Raw genomic sequence first — 19,624 nt, 5'->3', positions numbered from 1 at the left:
GACGGGGCGCAGCGGCGAGGCCGAGCTTCAGCCGTGCGGACCGGCCGGCACGGGGGACACCCGAGGGGGAGCACGACGAGAGCGCCCCGGTCGTCGACGGGAAGGCGGCGGTCCTTGCTCTGGCCGAAAGGCTCACCGGCATACGCGTCACCGAATTCCTCCTCCAGGACGCGACGTACGAACTGGGCCTCGTCCCCGAACAGCCTGCCGGGGAATGGACCGGCCTGGTCATCGACATCACCGACGCCCACGGGAGCCGTCTGTACAAGGAGTGGACCTACGAGGAGATCGCGGCGGCATCGGACCGCGCACGCGCGGAGGCGAACGCACCGGTCGTGATCACCTGCAACGAGCCTCCGGGCACGGACCGTTCGGCACGTGAGACGGGGGAGTAGCGAACGGACGCGTGGCCCCGGCGGCCCTCGCCGCCCTCCGCAGGACAGCCGGTTTGCGCCACACCGGCAAGGGCCGCACGCCGCGCCCGGGCAGACCCGGCGCAACTCTGAACGCTGCGGCTCACGGCGCGGTCCGGGCTTCGCCGCTGAGGGCAGGACCGCGCTACTGCGCGGAGGAGGCGAGGGTGGCCGCGGCCGCCCGGAGCGCCTTGTGGTGGCACGTCTCGTAGAACGCCCGTGCTCCGGTGGTCAGTCGCGTGCTGTCGGGGAAGGCCGCCTCGAACGGCAGGCCGTCCGCGCGCACGGCGTCCGCGTGCCGTCCGGTGAGGCCCGACAGATGACGGAGGTTGCGGTCGAGCAGAGCCGGGTCCGTCGTGCCGCCGTGGCTGGGGAGCACATGGTCCGGTTCGAGGGAGCGCAGGAGGTCAAGCGAGGCGGTGAGCTGCTTCAGCGAGACGGCGTCGCCCTCCCAGAGCTCGGGAAGCGGGTCCTCCGCGGTGTCCCCGGCCAGGCACACGCGCAGTTCCGGAATCCAGACGGCGATGTGGTCCGGGGTGTGGCCGGGAGTGTGCAGCAGCTCCAGCGTCAGGTCCCCGCCGTCCAGGGACAGCGACGTGTCGAAGGTGACGGTCGGGGCTATGAGACGCACTTGTGCGAACCGGTCGTCGGACGCGCGCTTCGCGCGCAGCGTGTCCTGCGCCCTGGCCGAACGGACGCGGGTCGTGGCCGACCGGTGACCGATGACCGGTGCCCGCCCCTCGACAGCCGCGTTGCCCCACACGTGGTCCCAGTCGGCGTGCGTATTGATGACGAGGAGCGGGCGCCCGGCGGTCTCGTCCGCGATCAGATCCAGCGCCTGCTCGCACAGCTCCGGTGTGCTGAGCGTGTCGACCAGAGCGACGAACCGTTCCGTGCGTACGACGAAACCGTCGACCTCGTCCGGTACGCGCAGCGCGAAGATCCGGGAATCCAGGCCGGGGTGGAGGTGCTTGTGGACCCCCGGGCGGGCCGGTGAGGTCATCCCGGGGCGCCGATGCGGTGGGCGCGCACCGTGTCCAGGTGGCCCTTGAGGTAGCGCATGAAGGGCGTGCCGCCGGTGCCGACCTCGTTGGAGTTGGCCGAGGACCGCTGCGCCTGCCGCTGCACGTACGTCGCCGCGTACCGCAGGTGCAGATCGCGGAAGTCCGCCATGGCCGTGACGCACGCGTCGTAGGCGGCGACCGCCCCGGCCGGACGGTGGTGCAGCAGAAAACCCCGCAGGTCGACCCGGGGGCCCACCTTCTCGATGAACGCCCGGTGCCCCGGCGGGATGTACGTGCGCAGCGCGTGCATGTACGCGGCGAGCGGGTCGTCCTCGCCGGACAGACCGAGGACCTCGTCCAGGAAGGGAATGATCGCGCTCTGCGCGCCGGTCTCCCCGCCGAACTGCTGCGGTCTGCCGCCGTAGGCGGCCACCCCCTCGTAGACGACTCCCTCCGGCAGCGCCGGATTGTTCTTCCAGCCGAAGAGATAACTCCGTACACGGTGGTAATAGATGTGCGGGTCGCACCGCTCCGGCATCCGCGCGAGCGTGCCGCTCATCACCGAGAGCCCCGCAGCCATCTCGCCCAGCGCGTGGACGAGCCCGTCGTCATCGCCGTCGAGGACGGCGTCCTGCGCGGCGATCGCGGCGCACAGCACAGGTGCGGCCGCCGCCTCGATCGCCACATGGACGAGGACGAACCAGTCGTCGTCCATCCCCCCGAGGAAGCCCTGGAGCCGGTGGATGTTGCCGAGTTCGATCGCGGGGTCGTCGGAGAGACGGCCCCAGTTGTGCAACTGCTGCGTGGCGTAGGACAGAACCGGCGGCCGGCCGAGCAGGCCGGCCGCCTTGTGCCAGGGCACCGCGATGTTCGCCGGACAGACATTGGCCGGTACATCGCCGCCGAAGATGTATGCGTGTCCGAAGTAGGACAGCAGGAGCATCGCCCTTTCGCGTTCTGCCTGTTCGGTCAGCGCACCGGGATCGAGCGGAGCGACGCTGCTCAGCAGTTCCCGGGCACGGCCCGCGGCGAGGTGCTTGGGCAGCACCGCGCCGATCTCGTCCCATTCGGCGAAGCGGCCGGGCAACTGTGTCAACGGTGCGACGTCGGGCAGAAAGCCGTTGCTCTCGCTGACCCCGTACTCCGCCGGCGACACACTGCTGGTCATCCCGTGACCCCACCTTCCAGGACCGGCGCCTCCACGGCTCGGTACGCCGTCGCTTCGCAGCGCCGAGCGTTGAAGCTACCCTCGGCGCGGACCTCGTCCAATGGCCAATAGGAGGAGAACCGAAGATGCCACCTGTGGAAGAGCCGGAGCACAGGGCAAGGGCCAAACCCCATCTGGCCCTGCCGGTCGCGCTCGATCGTGAGGACGGCAGGCCCCTGGTGGTACAGCTCGTCGAGACACTGCGTGAAGCCGTGCTTTCGGGACTGTTGCCGCCCGGTGAACGGCTCCCGTCGACCCGTACGCTCGCGCAGGACCTCACCGTCTCCCGCACGGTGACCGCCGAGGCGTACGTCCGTCTGGAGGCCGAGGGCTTCCTGGAGAGCCGCTCCGGCTCCGGCACCTACGTCGCACCGCTCAACGAGGCGGCCAGGCAGATGGTCGCGGCTCCCGCCCTCCCCGCCGTGTCCGACCGTACGGCGTCGGCGGCGCGCCCCGCGCTCAGTCTGCGCACCGGCGGAACCGGACCGGTGCAGGAGGGCACCGACGGATGGGCCCAGGCCTGGCGGGCGACGGCCCGCACGACGGCCCCCACCTGCTACCAGGAGTCGGCGGGGCTGCCCGGACTGCGCGCCGAGATCGCGGCCTACCTGGCCCGGGCCCGCGGCCTGGTCTGCGCCCCGGACGACATCGTGGTGACCAGCGGCACGACGCAGTCCATGGACCTGGTGCTCCGCACCCTTCTGCGCCCGGGTGACACCGTCGCCTGCGAGGACCCGGGCCATCCGGTGGTCCGTTCCCTGATCCGGACGCACGGTCTCGACGCGGTGCCGGTGCCGGTCGACGACGACGGCGCCCGGGTCGACGTGCTCGCGGGCATCGACCCGGCGCCCCGGCTGATGCACGTGACACCCTCCCACCAGTTCCCGCTCGGCTCGCGGATGAGCGTCGGCAGGCGGCTCGACCTCGTCATGTGGGCGCGGGAGCACCACTCCTGGATCCTGGAGGACGACTACGACAGCGAGTACCGCTACAACGGCCCGCCGCTTCCGGCGCTGGCCGGCCTCGACCGGGACCGGGTCATCTACCTCGGCACCCTCTCGAAGGTCCTCACCCCGGCGCTGCGCTGCGGATACCTGGTGGCCCCGGGAGAACTTCCCGGCCGCATAGCGGAGTTGAAGGACATCGTGGACGGTCCGGTCAGCTGGCCCGTGCAGCACACCGTGCTGCGGATGCTCTCATCCGGCGCGCTGGAGCGACGTATCCGCCGGACCCGGCTGCACTATGCACGGGCCAGGAGCGTGCTGCGGGAGGCGCTGGAGCCCGTCTCCGACGTGGTGACGCTGACCGGTCTGGAGGCCGGACTGCACGCCGTGCTGCTGCTGGAAGGCGGCATCAGCGGGGTACGCGTGGCACATCGGGCCGCCGAACTCGGGGTGGAAGTCGCTCCGTTGTCCGCGTTCCAGCAGGGCCCGTGCCTCACCGAAGGGCTCGTCGTCGGGTATGCCGGCCTCTCCCCGGCGGACCTCGCCGAAGCGGCCTCACGTCTGACCCGGGCGATCGCCGAACACCGCCCGTAGCCCGGTGGTGTCCGTGTGCGGACTTGTCCGCACACGGACACGGAGAGTGTTGGACTGGACCGATCGGGGTCCTCCAGACTTCCGGGCAGGGGAGTCCTCTCGTATACGAGGGCGGGGTCCCGTGCCGGGCACCGTCCGCACGGGAGCGGGAGACGCCCCTGCCCATCGCGGACCGACAGGGGCGCGCCGCCGTCGCTCTTCGCCTCTGCCGCGGGCCCTCACGGCCGTACGGAGCGGTCCGCGCCAGCGCTTCAGACCTCTTCACGACAAGGATCGTCACCGTGCCGAAATTGACCGTGCCCACGGCTCCCGAGCTGACTCCGCGCGCCGCCGACAACGTGCCGTGCCTGGAGCTCACGGACACCGAGCGGACGCACGTGCAGGACATCGCGGACCACGTGCTGGACACCGAGACCGACCTGCCGCTGGAGCAGCGGCTCGGTCAGCTCTCCCTCCTCTCGCACGAGCTTCCGGCGCGGCTGCGGGCGACCGTCAGCCAGTTCCGCCTCACCGGCCGCCCGTTCGGCGGATTCGTGATCTCGAACCTGCCGATCGACGAGGCCGAGGCCGGCCCCACCCCGCTCAGCTACACGGACGTCCCGGACAGCCGGGAGGCCAGGCGGGCCGCCGCGTCGCTGCTGCTCCTCGGCTCCCTCCTCGGGGACCCGGTCTCCTACCTCACCCAGCAGCGTGGCCGCATGGTCCTCGACCTCTTCCCGATCGCCGGGCACGAGAACGAGCAGCTGGGCTCCAGCTCCACGGTCAACCTGGAGTGGCACAACGAGGACGCGTTCCACCCGCTGCGCGCGGACTGGATCATGCTGATCGGGCTGCGTAACCACGACAAGGTCCCGACGACGTTCGCGCCGATCCAGGACGTCGAACTGGACGACGCCTCCCGCGAGGTGCTCTTCCAGGAGCGGTTCGTGATCCTGCCGGACGAGTCGCACACCGCGGGCTTCAACGCCGGCACCACCGGTGTCGAGGAGGGCGACTGGGTCACGGAGGCATTCCGCAAGATCGCCGAGATGAACGAGGAGCCCCGCCGCACCTCGGTGCTCTCCGGCAACCCGGACTCACCCTTCATCTGCATCGACCCCGCGTTCATGCCGCGTGACCTCGACCCGGAGGCCGCCGCCGCCCTGGAGGCGGTCATCAAGGGCATCGACGCGAAGCTGCGCGATGTGGCGCTCGCCCCGGGCGAGATGCTGATCGTCGACAACAAGCGGGCCGTCCACGGCCGCCGCCCGTTCGCCGCCCGCTACGACGGGACGGACCGCTGGCTGCGCCGCATCAACGTGATGGCGGATCTGCGCAAGGCGGAGGGGCGCCGCTACGCGGACCACGGCCGCGCCCTGGTCTGACCGCGCTCCCCGGCCGGCCGGAAGCCTCCGGCCGGCCGGCCACCCGCTCCGCCCCGCCACCACCCGACCACGGCACAACACGAGAAGGAACGTCACATGCCAGACTCCCTCCGCAGCTCCGCTGAACGGCGCACCAGGGTCCTCATCGTCGAGCCGGTCTCCTCGGGCACCAGAACGGTCGAGGACGCGTACCTGCTCGGGTTCGAAGTGGTCGTCGCCAGCGCGGGGGTGGACGACCGCACTCTGCCGCCCGGCGTAGCGGGGTTCGTGGGCACCCTGCTCACGGTCGACACCAACGACGAGCAGGCGCTGGCGGACGCGGTCCTTGCGTACCACGCGGAGCACCCGGTGGACGCGATCGTGCCGGGCGCGGAGTTCTACATACCCGCGGTGACCCGTCTGGTGCACCGCCTGGGGCTGCCCGGTCTGCCGCTCGAAGCCATCGACCCGGTCCGCAACAAGGCGTTGATGCGGGAGCGGACCGCCGCGGCCGGACTGCGGGTGCCGCGGCACGTCCGGGCGGGGACGCCCGAGGAGATCGAACGTGCCGCCGAGACCATCGGCTTTCCGTGCGTGATCAAGCCGGTCGAGTCCTCGGGCAGCATCCACGTCCGCCGGGCCGACACGGCCGGCGAACTGCGCGCCGCCTTCGAGGAGCTGGCCGCCGACCGCCGGCTGGACCTGGGCTTCGCCATGGACACCCGGGTGGTCGTCGAGGAGTACGTGACGGGGCCCGAGTTCAGTGCCGACGGCTACGTCCACGACGGTGAGGTCGTGGTGCTCTCGGTGACCCGCAAACTCCTCGGCCCCGAGCCGTACTTCGTGGAACTGGGGCACATCGTCCCCTCCGACGTCCCCGCGGACGTCCTGGAGCGCGTGACGGAGTACGTGCGTGGCGTCACCGAGGCCGTGTCCATCACGTCCGGCCCGTTCCACTGCGAGCTGCGGCTGCCCGAGGACGAGCCCGTACTGATCGAGATAGCGGCCCGGCTGCCGGGCGACCGGATCACCGAGCTGGTCCAGCTCGCCACCGGGACCTCGATGTCCCGGGTGATGCTCGCCGCCTACCTGGGCAGGACGCCGCAGGAACTCCGGGCGGACGGCGAGCGGCAGACGAAGTGCGCGGGGATCCGCTACTTCACGGCCGAGGGACTGACGAGCTACTCCGAGCTGAAGGGCTGGGACGAGATCGCCGCCCGCCCGGAGGTGACGGAGACCGGGCTGGTGATCGCCGCGGGGGAGGAGATCCCGCCCCTGCACGACTTCCGCGGCCGCATCGGGTACGCGCTGTTCTCGGCCGACTCACCCGAGCAGGCCCGGGAGATCTGGCAGAGCCTCGGAGAGACGGTCGTCCCCGTCCCGTAGGCAGTCGCCGCCGGGCGGACACCCCGCTCCGGCCCTGTCCCCTCACGATGCCCACACCGGACCGGTGCGGGCATCGTGCCCGTCCGCAGGGACACATGTCCGTCCCTCCCCCTCTCCGAGATCCACATCCTCACGGAGTCCCGATGACCACACTCCCCTCACGCCTCTTCACCCCCGTGCACCGCTACTACGCCCTGCGCGCGGTCGGCTGGATGACCGACCAGCTGATCCAGTTCCTGCTCCCGGTCCTCGCCTACCAGGCCACCGGTGAGCTGTCCTGGTCCGGGATCGTCCTCGCCGCCCAGTGGGTGCCCAGACTGCTGTCGCTGCCGGCCGCGGGCCTGCTCGCCGACCGCTTTCCCGAGCAGCGCATCTACTGGGTCAACGACCTCGTCAGGGTGGCGCTCGGCGCCGTCGCGACCGTGCTCGCCGTGGTCCTGGAGAGCCAGGCCTTCGCCGTCGTCATCGTCTTCGCCCTGCTGGCCGGGATCTGCTGCGAGCAGGTACTCGTGGCGGGCGAGAAGCTGGCGGGCACACTCGTGGCACCCAAGGACATGCACCGCGCGCAGAGCGTGCTGAGCGGGATCGAGCAGGGGACGCTGCTGCTCGCTCCCGTCGTCGGCGGGGCCCTGCTGCTGACCGGCCCGCTGCCCATCGTGGCGGTGGTCGCGGGCCTGTTCGGTGTGAGCCTGCTGCTGAGCCTCAGTCTGCCGCGGGGTTCGCACACCGGCGGCCCCCGGCCGGCCGCGTCCGGGGGGTCCGCGGGACGCCGGCTGCTGCGCGACTCCGTGACCGGGGTCCGCAACGTGGTGCGCATCCCGGTGCTCCGGACCATCGTCCTGGCCACCATGTGCATCAACATCATGCTGGGCCTGATCCAGGGTGCGGCTCCCGCCCTCGCAGACCGCTACGGCCGCAGCGAAGGCGCGCTGGGCCTGGTGTACTCGGTCGCCGGCCTGGTGGCGATGGTGACGCTGACCGCGGCGCCCCGGCTGATCCGCCGCTACGGCTTCCTGGGGGTGGCCGCCGCGAGCGCGGTGGTCCAGGGTGTCGTCTTCATCGCGCTGGGCCCCACCACCGGGTTCTTCTTCTTCGCCGCGCTGGTCGCGGTGTTCATGGCGGGCGACAGCGTGTTCAGCGTCGTCATCCGCACGCTGCGGCTGCGGGTCGTGGCCAGCGAGGAGTTCGGGCGTACGGTCGCGGCGGTCTCCCTGCTGAACTTCCTGTCGCTGCCCCTGGCCGGCGGGCTGCTGGCGGTGGCGGGCCACGCCGTGCCGCTCGTGGTGCTCATCCCCGTGGCGGGAGCAGCGGCGTTCGCCGGGCTCACGGTGCTGATGACGCGGCTCAAGCGGTACATGGCCGCCGAGCCGGCTCTGTTCGCGACGGAGCAGCCCGCCGTGGAGTCGGACACTCCGGCCCCTGCCGTGCCGTCCACGATGTGAGCCGAGGCCGTTTTTTGTTGCGGAATTATGTACGGATCGCTGAATATGAATCCGGCGTGACGACCAGCGTTGCGAGTTGACTACTCACCGTCACGTTGCTTCGGCGTGCAAGCGTCGGGCTCGAGTGCCGACCATGAAGTGGGGGAATGAGATCAAATGGGTACTTCGCAAAGGGATATGTGTACGGGGCGTGACAGGGATGTGCGGGTTCCGTCAGTGACGGGCGGGCCCGAAGGCCCCGTCGTCCTGGGTGATCTGATCTGGGGCTGACCCGATCGCTCTGACGGCCCGCATACCTATGCGGGCCGTCAGTCGCGGCGGAGACGGGTCAGAGTTCGCCGACCTCGCGGGCCTGGCCGGCCGCGGCGAGCTCCCGCACATGGCGGGTCAGGCCGCCGAGCGTGGGGTTCTCGACCACCGCGAGCACGGAGAGGGGAACGCCCAGCTCCTCCGAGAGGGTCGTGACCATCCGCATGGCCAGAAGCGACGAGGCGCCCAGGGCGAAGAAGTTGTCCTCGTCCCCGATCCGCAGGCCGGGCTCCGCGAAGAGATCTCGCCACACCGTCGAGATCCGTTCGCGGACCTCCTCGTGAGGCGTCCCGGCGGAGAGGGGCGGAAGGGGATGCGCTGCGGTCATCGAAGAGCCTTTCTGTTCACGTCTGTCGTCCTGTGCCACGTCACGTCTGTAGCCGGCCCACCTGGGGGAGGGCCGTGCCGCCCGGGCCGTGCCGGTGCGCCGGGCTCACCCGAGCCGTTCGGCGTTGTGCGCGTACAACTGGTCCGCGACACGTGCCGAGGAGTCGGAGGGGCGGTCGCGGAAGGAGGCGATCTGCGCGGCGACGTCCTCCTCCTTCTTGTTCTGGCCGAACTTGAAGATGCCGTCGATCCGGTCGATGGGCAGTTCGAAGGCGACGATCCGCGTGCGGAACTGCTCGACCAGTTCCCGCGGCACCCGGTCGAGGGTCCAGGGCTTCTTGGGCAGCCGCCGGGCCTCCTCCGCCGCGATCAGGTCGTCGAGCTGCCGCAGCTCCTCCTCCGCGTCCATCAGGCGAGGCCGTCCGTAGACGTGCACCGCCGCGTAGTTCCACGTGGGGAAGTGCGTCTCGGTCGCGTAGTCGTCCGGGCAGATGTACGCGTGCGGGCCCAGGAAGGCGGCCATCACCTCGGCCCCCTCCGCGAGGACCGCCACCACCGGATTGGCCGCGGCCAGGTGGGCACGGAGCCGGCCGTGGGGCCCGTGCCCGGGGCCCTTGTCGAGGACGAAGGGGATGTGGGTGCCGTGCGGCCGGCCGTCCACCGTCGCGGTGAGCATGCCGAAGGAGTGGGCCTCGATCAGCGCGTGCTGCTGGGCGAGTTCCTCGGAACGGTACAGCGGGGGTGCGTACATGAGTGATCCTCGGACGATGGGACCGGCTCAGCGGGGGCAGAGCCAGCGGGCCAGGGTGCCGGAGCCGTACCCGGTGGCACCCGCGTTGTAGTAGCCGTCGATCCTGGGGGACCACGCCGGTTCCGTGATCTCCAGATGGGCCCAGCCGCCCGCCGGGGCGAACCGGCGCAGGAAGGCGGCGGCCGTGGCGGCGTCGCCGCTCTCCGGCCCGGCGGACCTCATGTTGGCGAAGGGCGCCCACAGTTCGTCGTCGTACTCGTCGACGAGCGGGAGCCGCCAGAGCAGTTCCCCGGCGGCGCGCCCGGCCGAGACGAGGTCCGCCGCGAGCTCCTCGTGCGTGCTCCACAGGCCGGCCGCCTTCGGGCCGAGCGCCGCGGCGACGGGCAGGCCGAGCGCGGAGACGCTGACGGTACGGGCCGCCCCCAGCCGTGCCGCCAGGTGCAGGGAGTCCGCCAGCATGAGACGGCCGTGCGCGTCCTCGTGGTTGACCTCGACCGTGGCGCCGGAGGCCGTCGTCACCAGGTCTCCCACCCGCATCGCGCCCGGCCCCGCGGCCTTCGCCACGGCCGGGATCAGTAGATGGACCTCCGTCCGGCCGCCGAGCGCGGACAGCGCCGCCGCGGCGCCGAGCACCGCTCCCGCCCCCGCCATGTACTTCTTCGCGCCCTGGACCGCACCGCCGGACCTGAGCACCCCCCGGTCGTCGTGGGTGAGGCCCAGACCGATCAGGGCGACGGGCGGACCGGCCGGGTCCGCGGGCCGGTAGCTGAGCCGGATGAGACGCGCCGGGTCCGCGCCACCCGCCGCCGCGGCGGCGAAGCCGGTCAGCCCCTGCTCTGCACACTGCTCCTCGTCCCACACCTCGAGGTCGAAGCGGCCGTCGGCGGCCGCGAGCGCCGCCGCCTCACGGGCGAGCCGTTCCGGGGTGATCAGATTGGCCGGCGCGGCCACCAGCTCCCGGGCCAGGACGACGGCGTCCGTGAACACCCCCGCGCGGCGCAGGAGCCGCTCCGGCGCCGCGCAGCCGAGCAGTTCGACGCTCTCGGGCTCCCTCGGCAGGTCGGAGCCGTAGTCCGCCCGGAACCGGTCGGTCAGCACGTTCCACCGGCCGCAGTGGACGGCCAGACTCAGGCCCTCCACCACGTGCTCGACGATCTCCTCCCCTCCGGCGTGCCAGGACGGGAGCGCCACGGCCACGCGCCGGTTGGGGCCCGTCGTCAGGGTCCGGGCCAGGGCGGCGCCCGCACGCCGTGCGGTGTGGGGCGTCACCTCGCCGGGGCGGCCCAGACCGACCAGCACCAGCCGCTCGCACCGGCCCGGTACACCGGGCCCCGTGACCAGTTCGTCGAGGGACGCGCCGAAGGAGTCGTGCGCGAGCAGCCGCGCGACGGCGCCGCCGAGCGCGGCGTCGACACCGCTCAGCCACGGCTGGGCCGACGGCGCCCCGCCTTCGTCGTACACGCCCAGGGCGAGCACCTCGCCGGCCCATTCGGCCGGAGCGGTATCGCAGATCGTCAGTTTCATCGTTCCTCCCGAAGTCGGAGTTCAGGCGCGGGTGATACGGAGTCCGGCCAGGTACAGCACGTCGAGTTCGGTCTTCAGGAAGAGGTCCAACGCCTCCTCGGGCCGCTCGACGATCGGCTCACCGGGGCCGTTGAGGGAGGTGTTCATCACCACGGGCACACCTGTCCGGCGGTGGAAGGCGGAGATCGCCGCGTGGTAGCCGCCGGCCGAGGCGTCCACGGTCTGGATCCGCGCGGTGCCGTCCACATGGGTCACGGCGGGAATCCCCGTCTGCCGGACCGTCGCGTTGAACAGCATGTACGGCGAGGGCAGCGGCACGTCCCCGAACCAGTCCGCCGCGTGCTCGGCGAGCACGGCGGGTGCGAACGGCCGCCAGCCCTCACGGCTCTTGACACGGTTCACCCGCGGCCAGTTCTCCGCGTCACGGGGATCGGCCAGGATCGATCGGTGGCCGAGCGCCCGCGGACCCGCCTCGCTGCCGCCCTCGAACCAGGCCACGACGCGGTTGGCGACGAGGTCGTCCGCCACACGCTCCGCCAACTCGTCGCCGCTGCCGAGGCTCTCGACCGTGATCCGGTCGCCCGCCGAGGCGACCGCCGCCGCGACGTCGTCCGCCGAGGGAGCCGTGCCGAGGTACGGCGTGGGGAAGCGCCCCTCACCGTCCGCGCCGGGGACCGGGTGGTCGAGGATGGAGTGGTAGACGGCGAGTGCCGCGCCGATCGCGATGCCGCCGTCGTCACACGCCGGCTCGACGAAGACGCGCCGGAAAGGCCCGTCCTTCGCGATCTGGCTGTTCGAGGGGCAGTTGAGCGCCGTGCCGCCGGACATGCAGAGCGCGGGCACCGTCAGCCCGGCCGCGCCCAACGAGGCGTGCAGCGTACGCACCGCCTCCATCCGCACCTCCTCGAAGAGCTTCTGGGTGCTCGCCGCGATGTCGGCGTTCACCGGGGCGGTGGCCTGCTCCGGGTCGCCGTACGGAGCGAGGTCGTACCCCATGCGCTCCGCCTCCCGGCGGCAGTGCCGCAGCCAGGCGGTGGTGACGTCCATCGGGAATCGCTCCCGCAGGTCGGCGCGGTTGCCCAGGAAGCGGGACGAGTAGAAGCGGGGGCGGCCGTAGGCGGCCAGACCCATCAGCTTCCCGGCCGGTCCCACCAGCCCCAGCCCCAGTGCCGCGCCGACCCTGTCGTACACGCCCCCCAGACCCAGGTGGTGCGGGGCGAGCGGATACAGCGCCTGCGCCTGGCCCAGATAGAACATGCCGCTGTGGTAGCTCTCGCCCTCGGCGTAGCCGTCGTGGGTGAACACCGCGGCCTCCGAGAAGCCGGAGGCGTAGTACACGCTTCCCGCGTGGGCGAGGTGGTGGTGGACCGCGTACCCGGGGACCGTGATCCCGTCGATGGTCACCCGCACCGGCAGGTGGAAGCCGTACCGGTGACGCTCCTCGGGCGTCAGGGGCGTGGCCGCGAGCTCGGTGAGACCACGGGTACCCGACCACTCCGGCACGGTCACGTAGTCGTCGACCCAGGGCGTGACCGGCACGTCCGCCCGGTCGTGCGCCGCGTGCTCGGGGTACAGGCGCGCGTAGGAGCGGCCCAGCCACGTCGCCGACAGACCGGGGTCGTAGAGGAAGTCGAGCAGGGTTCCTCCGCCCCGCCGTCCCGCCGCATCGGGCTCCTCCTCCAGCAGCGTGCACGGCCGGCCGAACGTGTCGCTCGGCTCGTAGGTGACGGACAGCGCCGTGGGGTCGTCGACGATCAGCTCCACCCCCTGGGTGGAGCAGACCGCGACCGCGTCCAGGTCATCGGCCCGGACCCCGGCGTCGTGGAGCGCGCGGCGCACGGTGGCCACGTCGAGGGTGGCCGCGTGCTTGACCCGCGTGTGCCGCTCACGCAGCACGTAGGAGACGACGGCCCCGTCACGGAGGACGGAGACGGCCGCGTCGTGGCCGAAGTGAAGACCTAGGACGATCATCGAATCTCCAAGTGCTGCGCCCCGACGGGCGCGTCGATCGGTCTGCGAGGTGGGGTTGCCCGGGGGCGCGGTCACATCAGGTTCAGGCCGCCGCCGCCGAGCCAGGTGTCCAGGGGCTCCCGCGCCGAGATCTCGGACGGCGGGTGGAAGGCGAGGCCCCGGCTCGCGGCCAGGGTGTCGACACCCTCCGTACTCGTCACGAACGGCATACCGCCCGCGAGTTCCAGGGCCCGGTCGGTCGCCTCCGCGATGACCCGCTGGGCGGTGTAGCGGACGAGCAGGGCCCGGCCGAGCAGATCGTCGTCGCACCGCTGCTCGTCCACCTCCCGGGCCACCGCCTCCAGGGCGGCGCACACCGTCTCCAACGGGGCCAGAGCGGCCACCCGGTCGCCCGGGGTGCCGCGCTTCGCGGTGTACAGCCGCTCCACCTGGCCGGTGGCGACGCCCAGGTAGGACGCGGTGACGAGCAGCTGGAACCAGAGGAGGTTGGAGGTGAAGCGGCCGGGCGAGAGCGCTGGGTCACCGACCGGGATGATCATCGAGTCCGGTACGTACACCCCGTCGAGGACCACCGCGTCGGTCTGGGCGGCGCGCAGCACACGGTTGCGCCAGAACGGCTCACGCGTGATCCCGGGCCCGTCCGCCGGGATGACCAGCACCAGCAGCCGGCCCTCCTGGCCGGTACCGGCCGGCGCGGTCGCCGTCATGGAGAGCAGGCCCATGGAGCGGGTGAGGGAGCACGGGCGTTTGGTGCCCGACACCGTCAGCCCTCCGTCGGCGGCGGTGACCTGGATGCCGGGCGTGAACAGGCTCCGGCCCACCTGTCCCTCGGCGCCGCAGGACGCGACGAGATGGCGCTCGCGCGCGATCTCCCGGAGCACCCCGTCGGCGTCGGCGCCGAGCGAGCGGGCGAGCCAGGCGACCTTGTAGTGGTGCATGGTCGTCGCGACGGCCAGTGCCGGCGCCCGGGCGCCGATCGCACGCTGGAGCCGTACGCCGTCGCGGCAGCCGAGCCCGGCGCCCCCCAGGTCCCGGGGGACGAACAGGTTGCCGCCGCCGGCCCGGCGGAACTCCCCGATCACGTCGCTGTCCGGGTCCTCGGCACCGGGGACCCCCAGAGTGGCGAGCCACTCGTCGAAGCCGGGCAGGTGGGCGTCGAGCAGGGTGCGCTCCACGGAAAGTGGCCTCATCCCCGGGCTCCTCTCGGGCGGTCGGCGGCAGGGATCCCGGAGCACAGCGCGCCCATCCGCCGGGCCAGCCGGGCAGCGGACCGCCCGCGTACCACCGAGAAGTGGTCCTCGTCGACGGTGTGTACGGGGCCGGGATCCGCCACGACCTCGTCGAGAGGCAGCAGCCCCGGGAAGGTGTGGCGAGCGGTCCGCCCGGCACGGATCGACAGCCACGGCTCCGCCGGTGCCCCGGCAGTGGCGCCGGGGTTCCAGGGGACAGGCGTATGGCGCTCCAGCATCTCCGAGTTGTTGCGGTACACGGCGAACAGCCGGGACAGCTCGGCCGGTTCGAGGGCGCGCTCGATCAGCCCGAGGGCGAACAGGGAGTCGTGGGCCGCGAGCAGCCGCTCCTCGTCGGACATGTCCGCGCCCGTCCGAGGGAGGTGTGCGGCGAGGTCGCTCCGGCCGAGCAGATCGCCGAAGAACCCCGCCAGACGCACCTCGACGGGGGGCGCGCAGCCGTCCGGACGTCCGACGAAGGAGTCGATCGTGGTCAGGGAGGCCACCGGCCGCCCCTCCTGCTCCAGGAGCACCGCCGTGTGCAGGGCCACGGTGCCTCCCAGGGACCAGCCCACCAGGTGCAGCGGACCGTCGGGAAGGCGCTCGACGAGCGTCTGCGCGTAATGCTTCGCCATGGCGTCGAGGCTGCCCGCAGGCTCCTCGGCGCCGTGGAGCCCGGCGGCCCGCAGCCCGTGCAGCGAGATCCGCGCGGCGAGGTCCGGGTCGGCCGTCATGGCGGACACGGCCTCCTCGTAGCACAGGACGTCTCCACCGACCGGGTGGACGAACACCACGTGCTGCTCACCGCTGCCGCCGAAGCCGACCAGCGGTCCCGTGTCGTCGGCCCGCGTTCCGCCGTCCGAGGCGGTGAGCAGCGCGGCCTGGGCGCGCACGGTCCGGTTCTGGAAGAGCGAGGCCAGCGGAAGCCGCCGGCCGAAGGCCGCCTCGATCCCGCGGAACAGCCGTACGGCGGTCAGCGAGCTGCCGCCCAACGCGAAGAAGTCGTCGGTGACGCCGCTCGCGGCCGGACCCAGAAGCTCCTGCCACAGGCCGAGCAGGCGGGCCTCGACCGGCGACGCGGGGCTCTGTGCGCGCCCACCCGCCGCCTCCGGTGCCCCGGGTTCCCCGGCGGCGCGCAGCGTGTCGAGCAGACCGAGGAGCGCCTTGCGGTCCACCTTGCCGTTGCCGCTCAGCGGAAGTCCGGGCACCTCGACGACCGCGGCCGGCACCATGTACGGGGGCAGGGTGCCGCCGAGTTCCCGTCGCAGCGCCGGCCCGTCGGGAGCGTTCCGGGCCGCGTCCACCGAGGCGTCCGGTACGTCCCGGGTGATGAACGCCGCGAGATACGGCTGGCTGTGCGCGGTGTCGACCAGCGCGACGGCGGACCGGACCCCGGCGCAGCCGGTCAGCCTGGCCTCGATCTCGCCCAGTTCGACCCGGTAGCCGTTGATCTTGACCTGGTGGTCGGCCCGTCCGAGGAACTCCAGGATCCCGCCCGGCCGGTACCGGGCGCGGTCGCCGGTCCGGTACAGCCGCTCACCGGTCGTGGGGTGCCGAAGGAACGACGCGGCCGTACGCCCGGGCTCGTCGAGGTAACCGGTGGCCAGACCGGCGCCGCCGATGTAGAGGTCACCGGGCACCCAGGTGGGGACGTCGGCCATGTTCCGGTCCAGGACGTGCATGGTCTGGTTGGCCAGCGGAGTCCCGTACGGCACGCTCTGCCAGCCGGCGGGGACGCCGGTCACGGGGTACCAGTTCGACCAGATCGAGGCCTCGGTGGCGCCCCCCATCGCGATGACCTCGGCCCCGGGGCAGTACTCGGCCAGCCGGTCCAGCAGCGGCAGCGGCACCCAGTCACCGCTGAGCATGATCAGACGCAGCGGGGCGAGGAGTTCGCGGGCCTGCTCCCCGAGGTACTCCAGGGTCAGGGCGAGCAGCGCGGGGACCGAGTTCCACACGGTCACGCCGTGGCGCCGCACGCTCTCGCCCCAGGCCTGAGGGTCCGGCACGGCGCTCTGCGGGGGGCACACCACGGTGCCGCCGCAGCCGAGAACGGCGAACTGGTCGAAGACCGACAGGTCGAAGGCGAGCGAGGAGACCGCGAGCACCTTGTCGGAGGAGGTCAGGGCGAACCGCTCCGTGAGGTCGAGCAGGGTGTTGACGGCCGCCCGGTGGGATATGACCACACCCTTGGGGGTACCGGTCGACCCTGAGGTGTAGATGACGTAGGCACTCCGGTCGAGACCGCCGTCGTCCGGCTCCGCCGAGGTGTCCGGGGCTCCGGACTCGGGCCTGCCGGGGGAGGCGGCTCCGGACTCGGGCCTGCCGGGGGAGGTGGCTTCGGACAGGGGCCTGCCGGGGGAGGGGGCTCCGGACTCGGGCCTGCCAGGGGAGGGGGCGAGGTCGGCCGTGCCGGGGTGAGGGTCGAGGACGACCGCGCGCACGGTGTCGGGGAGCTCGCCGGGCGTCCCGAGCTCCGCCCCGGTCACCAGCGCACGGGCGCCGCTGTGCCGCAGCACCGTACGGACCCGTGCCTCGGGCCAGCTCGGATCGATGGGTACGTACGCTCCGCCGGCGCGCAGCACCGCCAGGACGGCCACCGACTGCGACCGGCCCCGGGGCACCCGAACGCCGACCAGCTCGGGCCGGTCCGGGGTCAGGCCGATGCCCAGTTCCCGCAGGCGGCCGGCGAGCGCGGCGGAGGCCGCGTCGAGCTCGGCCCGGCTCAACGTGCCCTCGGCGTCGTGCACGGCGGCCGAGTCCGGCGCGGTGCGGCACGATCGCAGGGCGAACGAGTGGAGCTCGCCGGTGGGCAGGGGGGTCGCGGTGGCGTTGGCCCGGCGCCGGTCGGCCAGCTGGGCGTCCGGCAGAGGAGCCGGGGCGCTCCGGCCCCACTCCTCGACGGCCCCGGCCAGCGATCGCAGCCGTTCGCCGTGGTAGGCCGCCAACTCCTCGATCAGACCGGGTGGGTAGGCGCTCTCGGCATAGTCCAGGTTGCAGACCAGCTCTCCGCCCTCCTCGTACACCTGGTGGTCGAGGAGGATCTGCGGCGTGCTGATGGAACTGTGCACCAACTCGGCCCCGGGCAGCGGCAGCAGGAAGCCGCCGGGGGCGCCGTCGACCAGATCGAGTCCGCTGGTGAACACCACGGGAGCCGGGCTGCCTGTCCCCGGCCGGCGGCTCTGCAGGGAGCGGCTCACCTCCACGCCGGAGACCTCCAGCGCGGCGAGGTCCGCGTAGAGGCCGCTCTGCAGCCGGCGGCACCGCTCGGCGAAGGAGAGCCCCGGCTCGTCGGGGCCGTAGCCGATGAGCACGGTGGTGCTGGCGTTGCCCCAGACACGTGGGAGCTCCGGGTGGCTGCCGGGGCGGTGCGATGCCAGGACGGTGACGGCCCCGGCGGCCCCGTCGGACCACCGGTGCAAGGCCTCGACGAACAGGGTGAACAGGGCGCTTCCCGCCGGGAGTCCGGAGGCCGCGGCGTGCGCCCGGAAGCGGGCCCAGGCCAAGGCGTCGAGGCGGGTCGACAGGCGGCGCAGCGGGGCGCCCGGGCGGGGCTCCGCGGTGGCGTCGGCCTCGGCAGCGGGTGCGGCCGCCGGCCGGGCCGGAAGGGCGGGGGGCGCCGGGAGCAGACCGGCCCTGCGCTCCCAGTAGCGCAGGGCGGAGTGGTGCGCACCGGTCGCGCGACGCTCCTCCAGGCCCCGTACGTAGTCGCGGAAGGAGAGGCTCAGCGTGTCCGGGAGGTAGGTGGGTTCGACGCAACATCGGGCCAGCTCGGTGAAGAACAACTGGGTGGTGACGCCGTCGAACGCGATCAGCCGCAGGGCGATCTGGAGCCGGGCGGTGCCGTCGGGCAACAGGATGTGGCGGAGGAGGAAAGGAATTCCCTCGTCGTACGGCGGCAGGTCGTCCGTGAGACGTCCGCGCAGCGCCAGGAGTGCGGCCCATGCCTCCTCGTCGGGCAGGGCGACCAGGTCGTGCCGGTCGACCAGGGAAGGCTCCTCGCCGTTCTCCGGGACCGGCAGGATCCGCTGGGTGCCGTCGCTGGACACCGCGAGCCGCAGCGCCCCGTGGGCCCGGCGCAGCAGGGTGAGTGCCGTCTGCAGGACGTCCGCGTCCGGGAGCGATCCGGCGGGGAAGGCGTACTCGTGCACGAACACGGCAGGCGCGGGGTGGTCGTAGAAGTCCTGCTCACCTACGAGATAGGCCTGTTGCAGGTCGGTCAGGGAGAAGGCGGCGCCGGCGGAGGCGGGGTCGCACGTGAAGTGCCAGGCGTCCTCGGCGGGGGAGCCGGAGGCGTCCCGGCTGTCCGGATGGGCTTCCGCCTCGCGCAGCAGCTCGATCAGCTCGTCGCGGCAGGCGCGCACCGATCTGCGCAGTTCCTCGGTGAGCGCGCCGGGAGGAGCGGAGTAGCGGAGCGCCCCGTCCTCCAGGCGCAGGACGAGTCCGGCGGCGTACAGCTTGTCGCGGACAGCCGCTGCTGCGGAGAGAGGTGAGCCCGGCATATTTCGTCTCCATAAACCGTCGAGGGAACGATTGAATACTGGTGTGCCGAAGGGGGCCTGTACAGGTTCGGAGGGTGTCCGTATGCGGCCACGTCCTCTGCCGGAATGTCTGTCCTTTTCGATCCGGCCACCCTGTTCGGTGACCGTGCTAGCATCCCGCCATGTCGAACATCGAATTCAACGGAATGTGGGTCCGGCATCCGGAACCCGACGACCAGGCCCGGGTGTTGCGGGTGCTCGACCGGTGGTGGGGGGAGTTCGAAGGAAGTACGGGAAGTGTTCAGCGGGCGCTTCTCCTGCCCCGTCTTTACTTTCAGCATTTCACCACGGGGAGTTTCCTTGTGGAGCGGGACGGGGAATTGGTCGGATTCCTCATCGGCTTCCTGTCTCAGACGCGAATGGACGAGAGCTACATTCATTTCGTCGGGGTCGCTCCCGAGGAGCAGCGCAGTGGGCTCGGCGCATTCCTCTACCAGCAGTTCTTCGCCTACAGCAGGGACCACGGACGCAGCGTGGTGCGCGCGATCACCTCCGCCGCCAACGCGGGATCGTTCGCCTTCCACACGCGCATGGGATTCACCGCGGAGGCGGGCCCCGCCGAACTCGACGGGCGGCCCGTCCAGCCTGACTACGACGGCCCCGGTCTCGACCGGGTCTCCTTCGTCCGTTCCCTCTGAG

13 protein-coding genes and 1 pseudogene are annotated in these 19,624 nt (G+C 72.2%); 6 read left to right on the top strand and 8 right to left on the bottom strand.

What is annotated here, in order from left to right:
• Positions 1 to 56: 56 nt before the first annotated feature.
• Positions 57 to 395: pseudogene (locus ACFYQ6_RS28710) on the top strand (DUF6461 domain-containing protein); the annotation flags it as partial.
• Between the two features lie 163 nt (positions 396 to 558).
• Here ACFYQ6_RS28710 and ACFYQ6_RS28705 read toward each other — a convergent pair.
• Both ACFYQ6_RS28705 and ACFYQ6_RS28700 read right to left on the bottom strand, forming a co-directional pair.
• Complete coding sequence (locus ACFYQ6_RS28705) at positions 559 to 1,416, bottom strand: MBL fold metallo-hydrolase (protein ID WP_361581771.1); 858 nt, start codon at positions 1,414 to 1,416, stop codon at positions 559 to 561.
• Positions 1,413 to 2,585 carry a hypothetical protein gene (locus ACFYQ6_RS28700; RefSeq protein ID WP_361581768.1) on the bottom strand — a complete coding sequence of 391 codons (1,173 nt, stop codon included), beginning with the start codon at positions 2,583 to 2,585 and terminating at the stop codon, positions 1,413 to 1,415. Before ACFYQ6_RS28700 ends, ACFYQ6_RS28705 begins: the two co-directional genes overlap by 4 nt.
• Positions 2,586 to 2,710: 125 nt before the next feature.
• Here ACFYQ6_RS28700 and ACFYQ6_RS28695 point away from each other — a divergent pair, with 125 nt between their 5' ends.
• The 4 genes from ACFYQ6_RS28695 to ACFYQ6_RS28680 all read left to right on the top strand — a co-directional run bounded on the left by ACFYQ6_RS28695 (position 2,711) and on the right by ACFYQ6_RS28680 (position 8,333).
• Positions 2,711 to 4,162, top strand: coding sequence for a PLP-dependent aminotransferase family protein (locus ACFYQ6_RS28695; RefSeq protein WP_388765688.1), 1,452 nt, complete (start codon positions 2,711 to 2,713; stop codon positions 4,160 to 4,162).
• A gap of 281 nt (positions 4,163 to 4,443) precedes the next feature.
• Entirely contained in the window at positions 4,444 to 5,526 is a 1,083-nt protein-coding gene (gntD, locus tag ACFYQ6_RS28690; protein ID WP_388765686.1) for a guanitoxin biosynthesis L-enduracididine beta-hydroxylase GntD, read from the top strand.
• 96 nt (positions 5,527 to 5,622) lie between these two features.
• Positions 5,623 to 6,891: an ATP-grasp domain-containing protein gene (locus ACFYQ6_RS28685; RefSeq protein WP_361581759.1), complete on the top strand. Its 1,269-nt coding sequence runs from the start codon at positions 5,623 to 5,625 to the stop codon at positions 6,889 to 6,891.
• A 143-nt stretch (positions 6,892 to 7,034) separates the two neighbouring features.
• Positions 7,035 to 8,333, top strand: a complete 1,299-nt coding sequence (locus ACFYQ6_RS28680; protein WP_388765684.1) for an MFS transporter — start codon at positions 7,035 to 7,037, stop codon at positions 8,331 to 8,333.
• Between the two features lie 328 nt (positions 8,334 to 8,661).
• Here ACFYQ6_RS28680 and ACFYQ6_RS28675 read toward each other — a convergent pair whose 3' ends face one another.
• The 6 genes from ACFYQ6_RS28675 to ACFYQ6_RS28650 form a co-directional block, all read right to left on the bottom strand.
• A complete protein-coding gene (locus ACFYQ6_RS28675) occupies positions 8,662 to 8,970 on the bottom strand; it encodes an acyl carrier protein (RefSeq protein ID WP_361581753.1) in 309 nt (102 codons plus the stop codon).
• A 105-nt stretch (positions 8,971 to 9,075) separates the two neighbouring features.
• Complete coding sequence (locus tag ACFYQ6_RS28670; RefSeq protein WP_361581750.1) at positions 9,076 to 9,720, bottom strand: FMN-binding negative transcriptional regulator; 645 nt, start codon at positions 9,718 to 9,720, stop codon at positions 9,076 to 9,078.
• Between the two features lie 27 nt (positions 9,721 to 9,747).
• On the bottom strand, positions 9,748 to 11,244 hold the full coding sequence (locus tag ACFYQ6_RS28665; protein ID WP_361581747.1) for a M17 family peptidase N-terminal domain-containing protein: 1,497 nt from the start codon (positions 11,242 to 11,244) through the stop codon (positions 9,748 to 9,750).
• Positions 11,245 to 11,265: 21 nt separating this feature from the next.
• Positions 11,266 to 13,215, bottom strand: coding sequence for a carbamoyltransferase C-terminal domain-containing protein (locus ACFYQ6_RS28660; RefSeq protein ID WP_361581744.1), 1,950 nt, complete (start codon positions 13,213 to 13,215; stop codon positions 11,266 to 11,268).
• Between the two features lie 71 nt (positions 13,216 to 13,286).
• On the bottom strand, positions 13,287 to 14,405 hold the full coding sequence (locus ACFYQ6_RS28655; RefSeq protein ID WP_361581741.1) for an acyl-CoA dehydrogenase family protein: 1,119 nt from the start codon (positions 14,403 to 14,405) through the stop codon (positions 13,287 to 13,289).
• A complete protein-coding gene (locus ACFYQ6_RS28650; RefSeq protein ID WP_388765681.1) occupies positions 14,402 to 18,946 on the bottom strand; it encodes an amino acid adenylation domain-containing protein in 4,545 nt (1,514 codons plus the stop codon). The genes ACFYQ6_RS28655 and ACFYQ6_RS28650 overlap by 4 nt, the downstream gene beginning before the upstream one ends.
• 161 nt (positions 18,947 to 19,107) lie before the next feature.
• Here ACFYQ6_RS28650 and ACFYQ6_RS28645 point away from each other — a divergent pair, with 161 nt between their 5' ends.
• Entirely contained in the window at positions 19,108 to 19,623 is a 516-nt protein-coding gene (locus tag ACFYQ6_RS28645; protein ID WP_361581735.1) for a GNAT family N-acetyltransferase, read from the top strand.
• Position 19,624: the final 1 nt, after the last annotated feature.

This window comes from Streptomyces sp. NPDC005494 (assembly GCF_042872025.1).
Taxonomy (GTDB): Bacteria; Actinomycetota; Actinomycetes; order Streptomycetales; family Streptomycetaceae; genus Streptomyces.
Note: the sequence above shows the minus strand (reverse complement) of the source record. Positions and strands in the feature narration are given on the sequence as shown.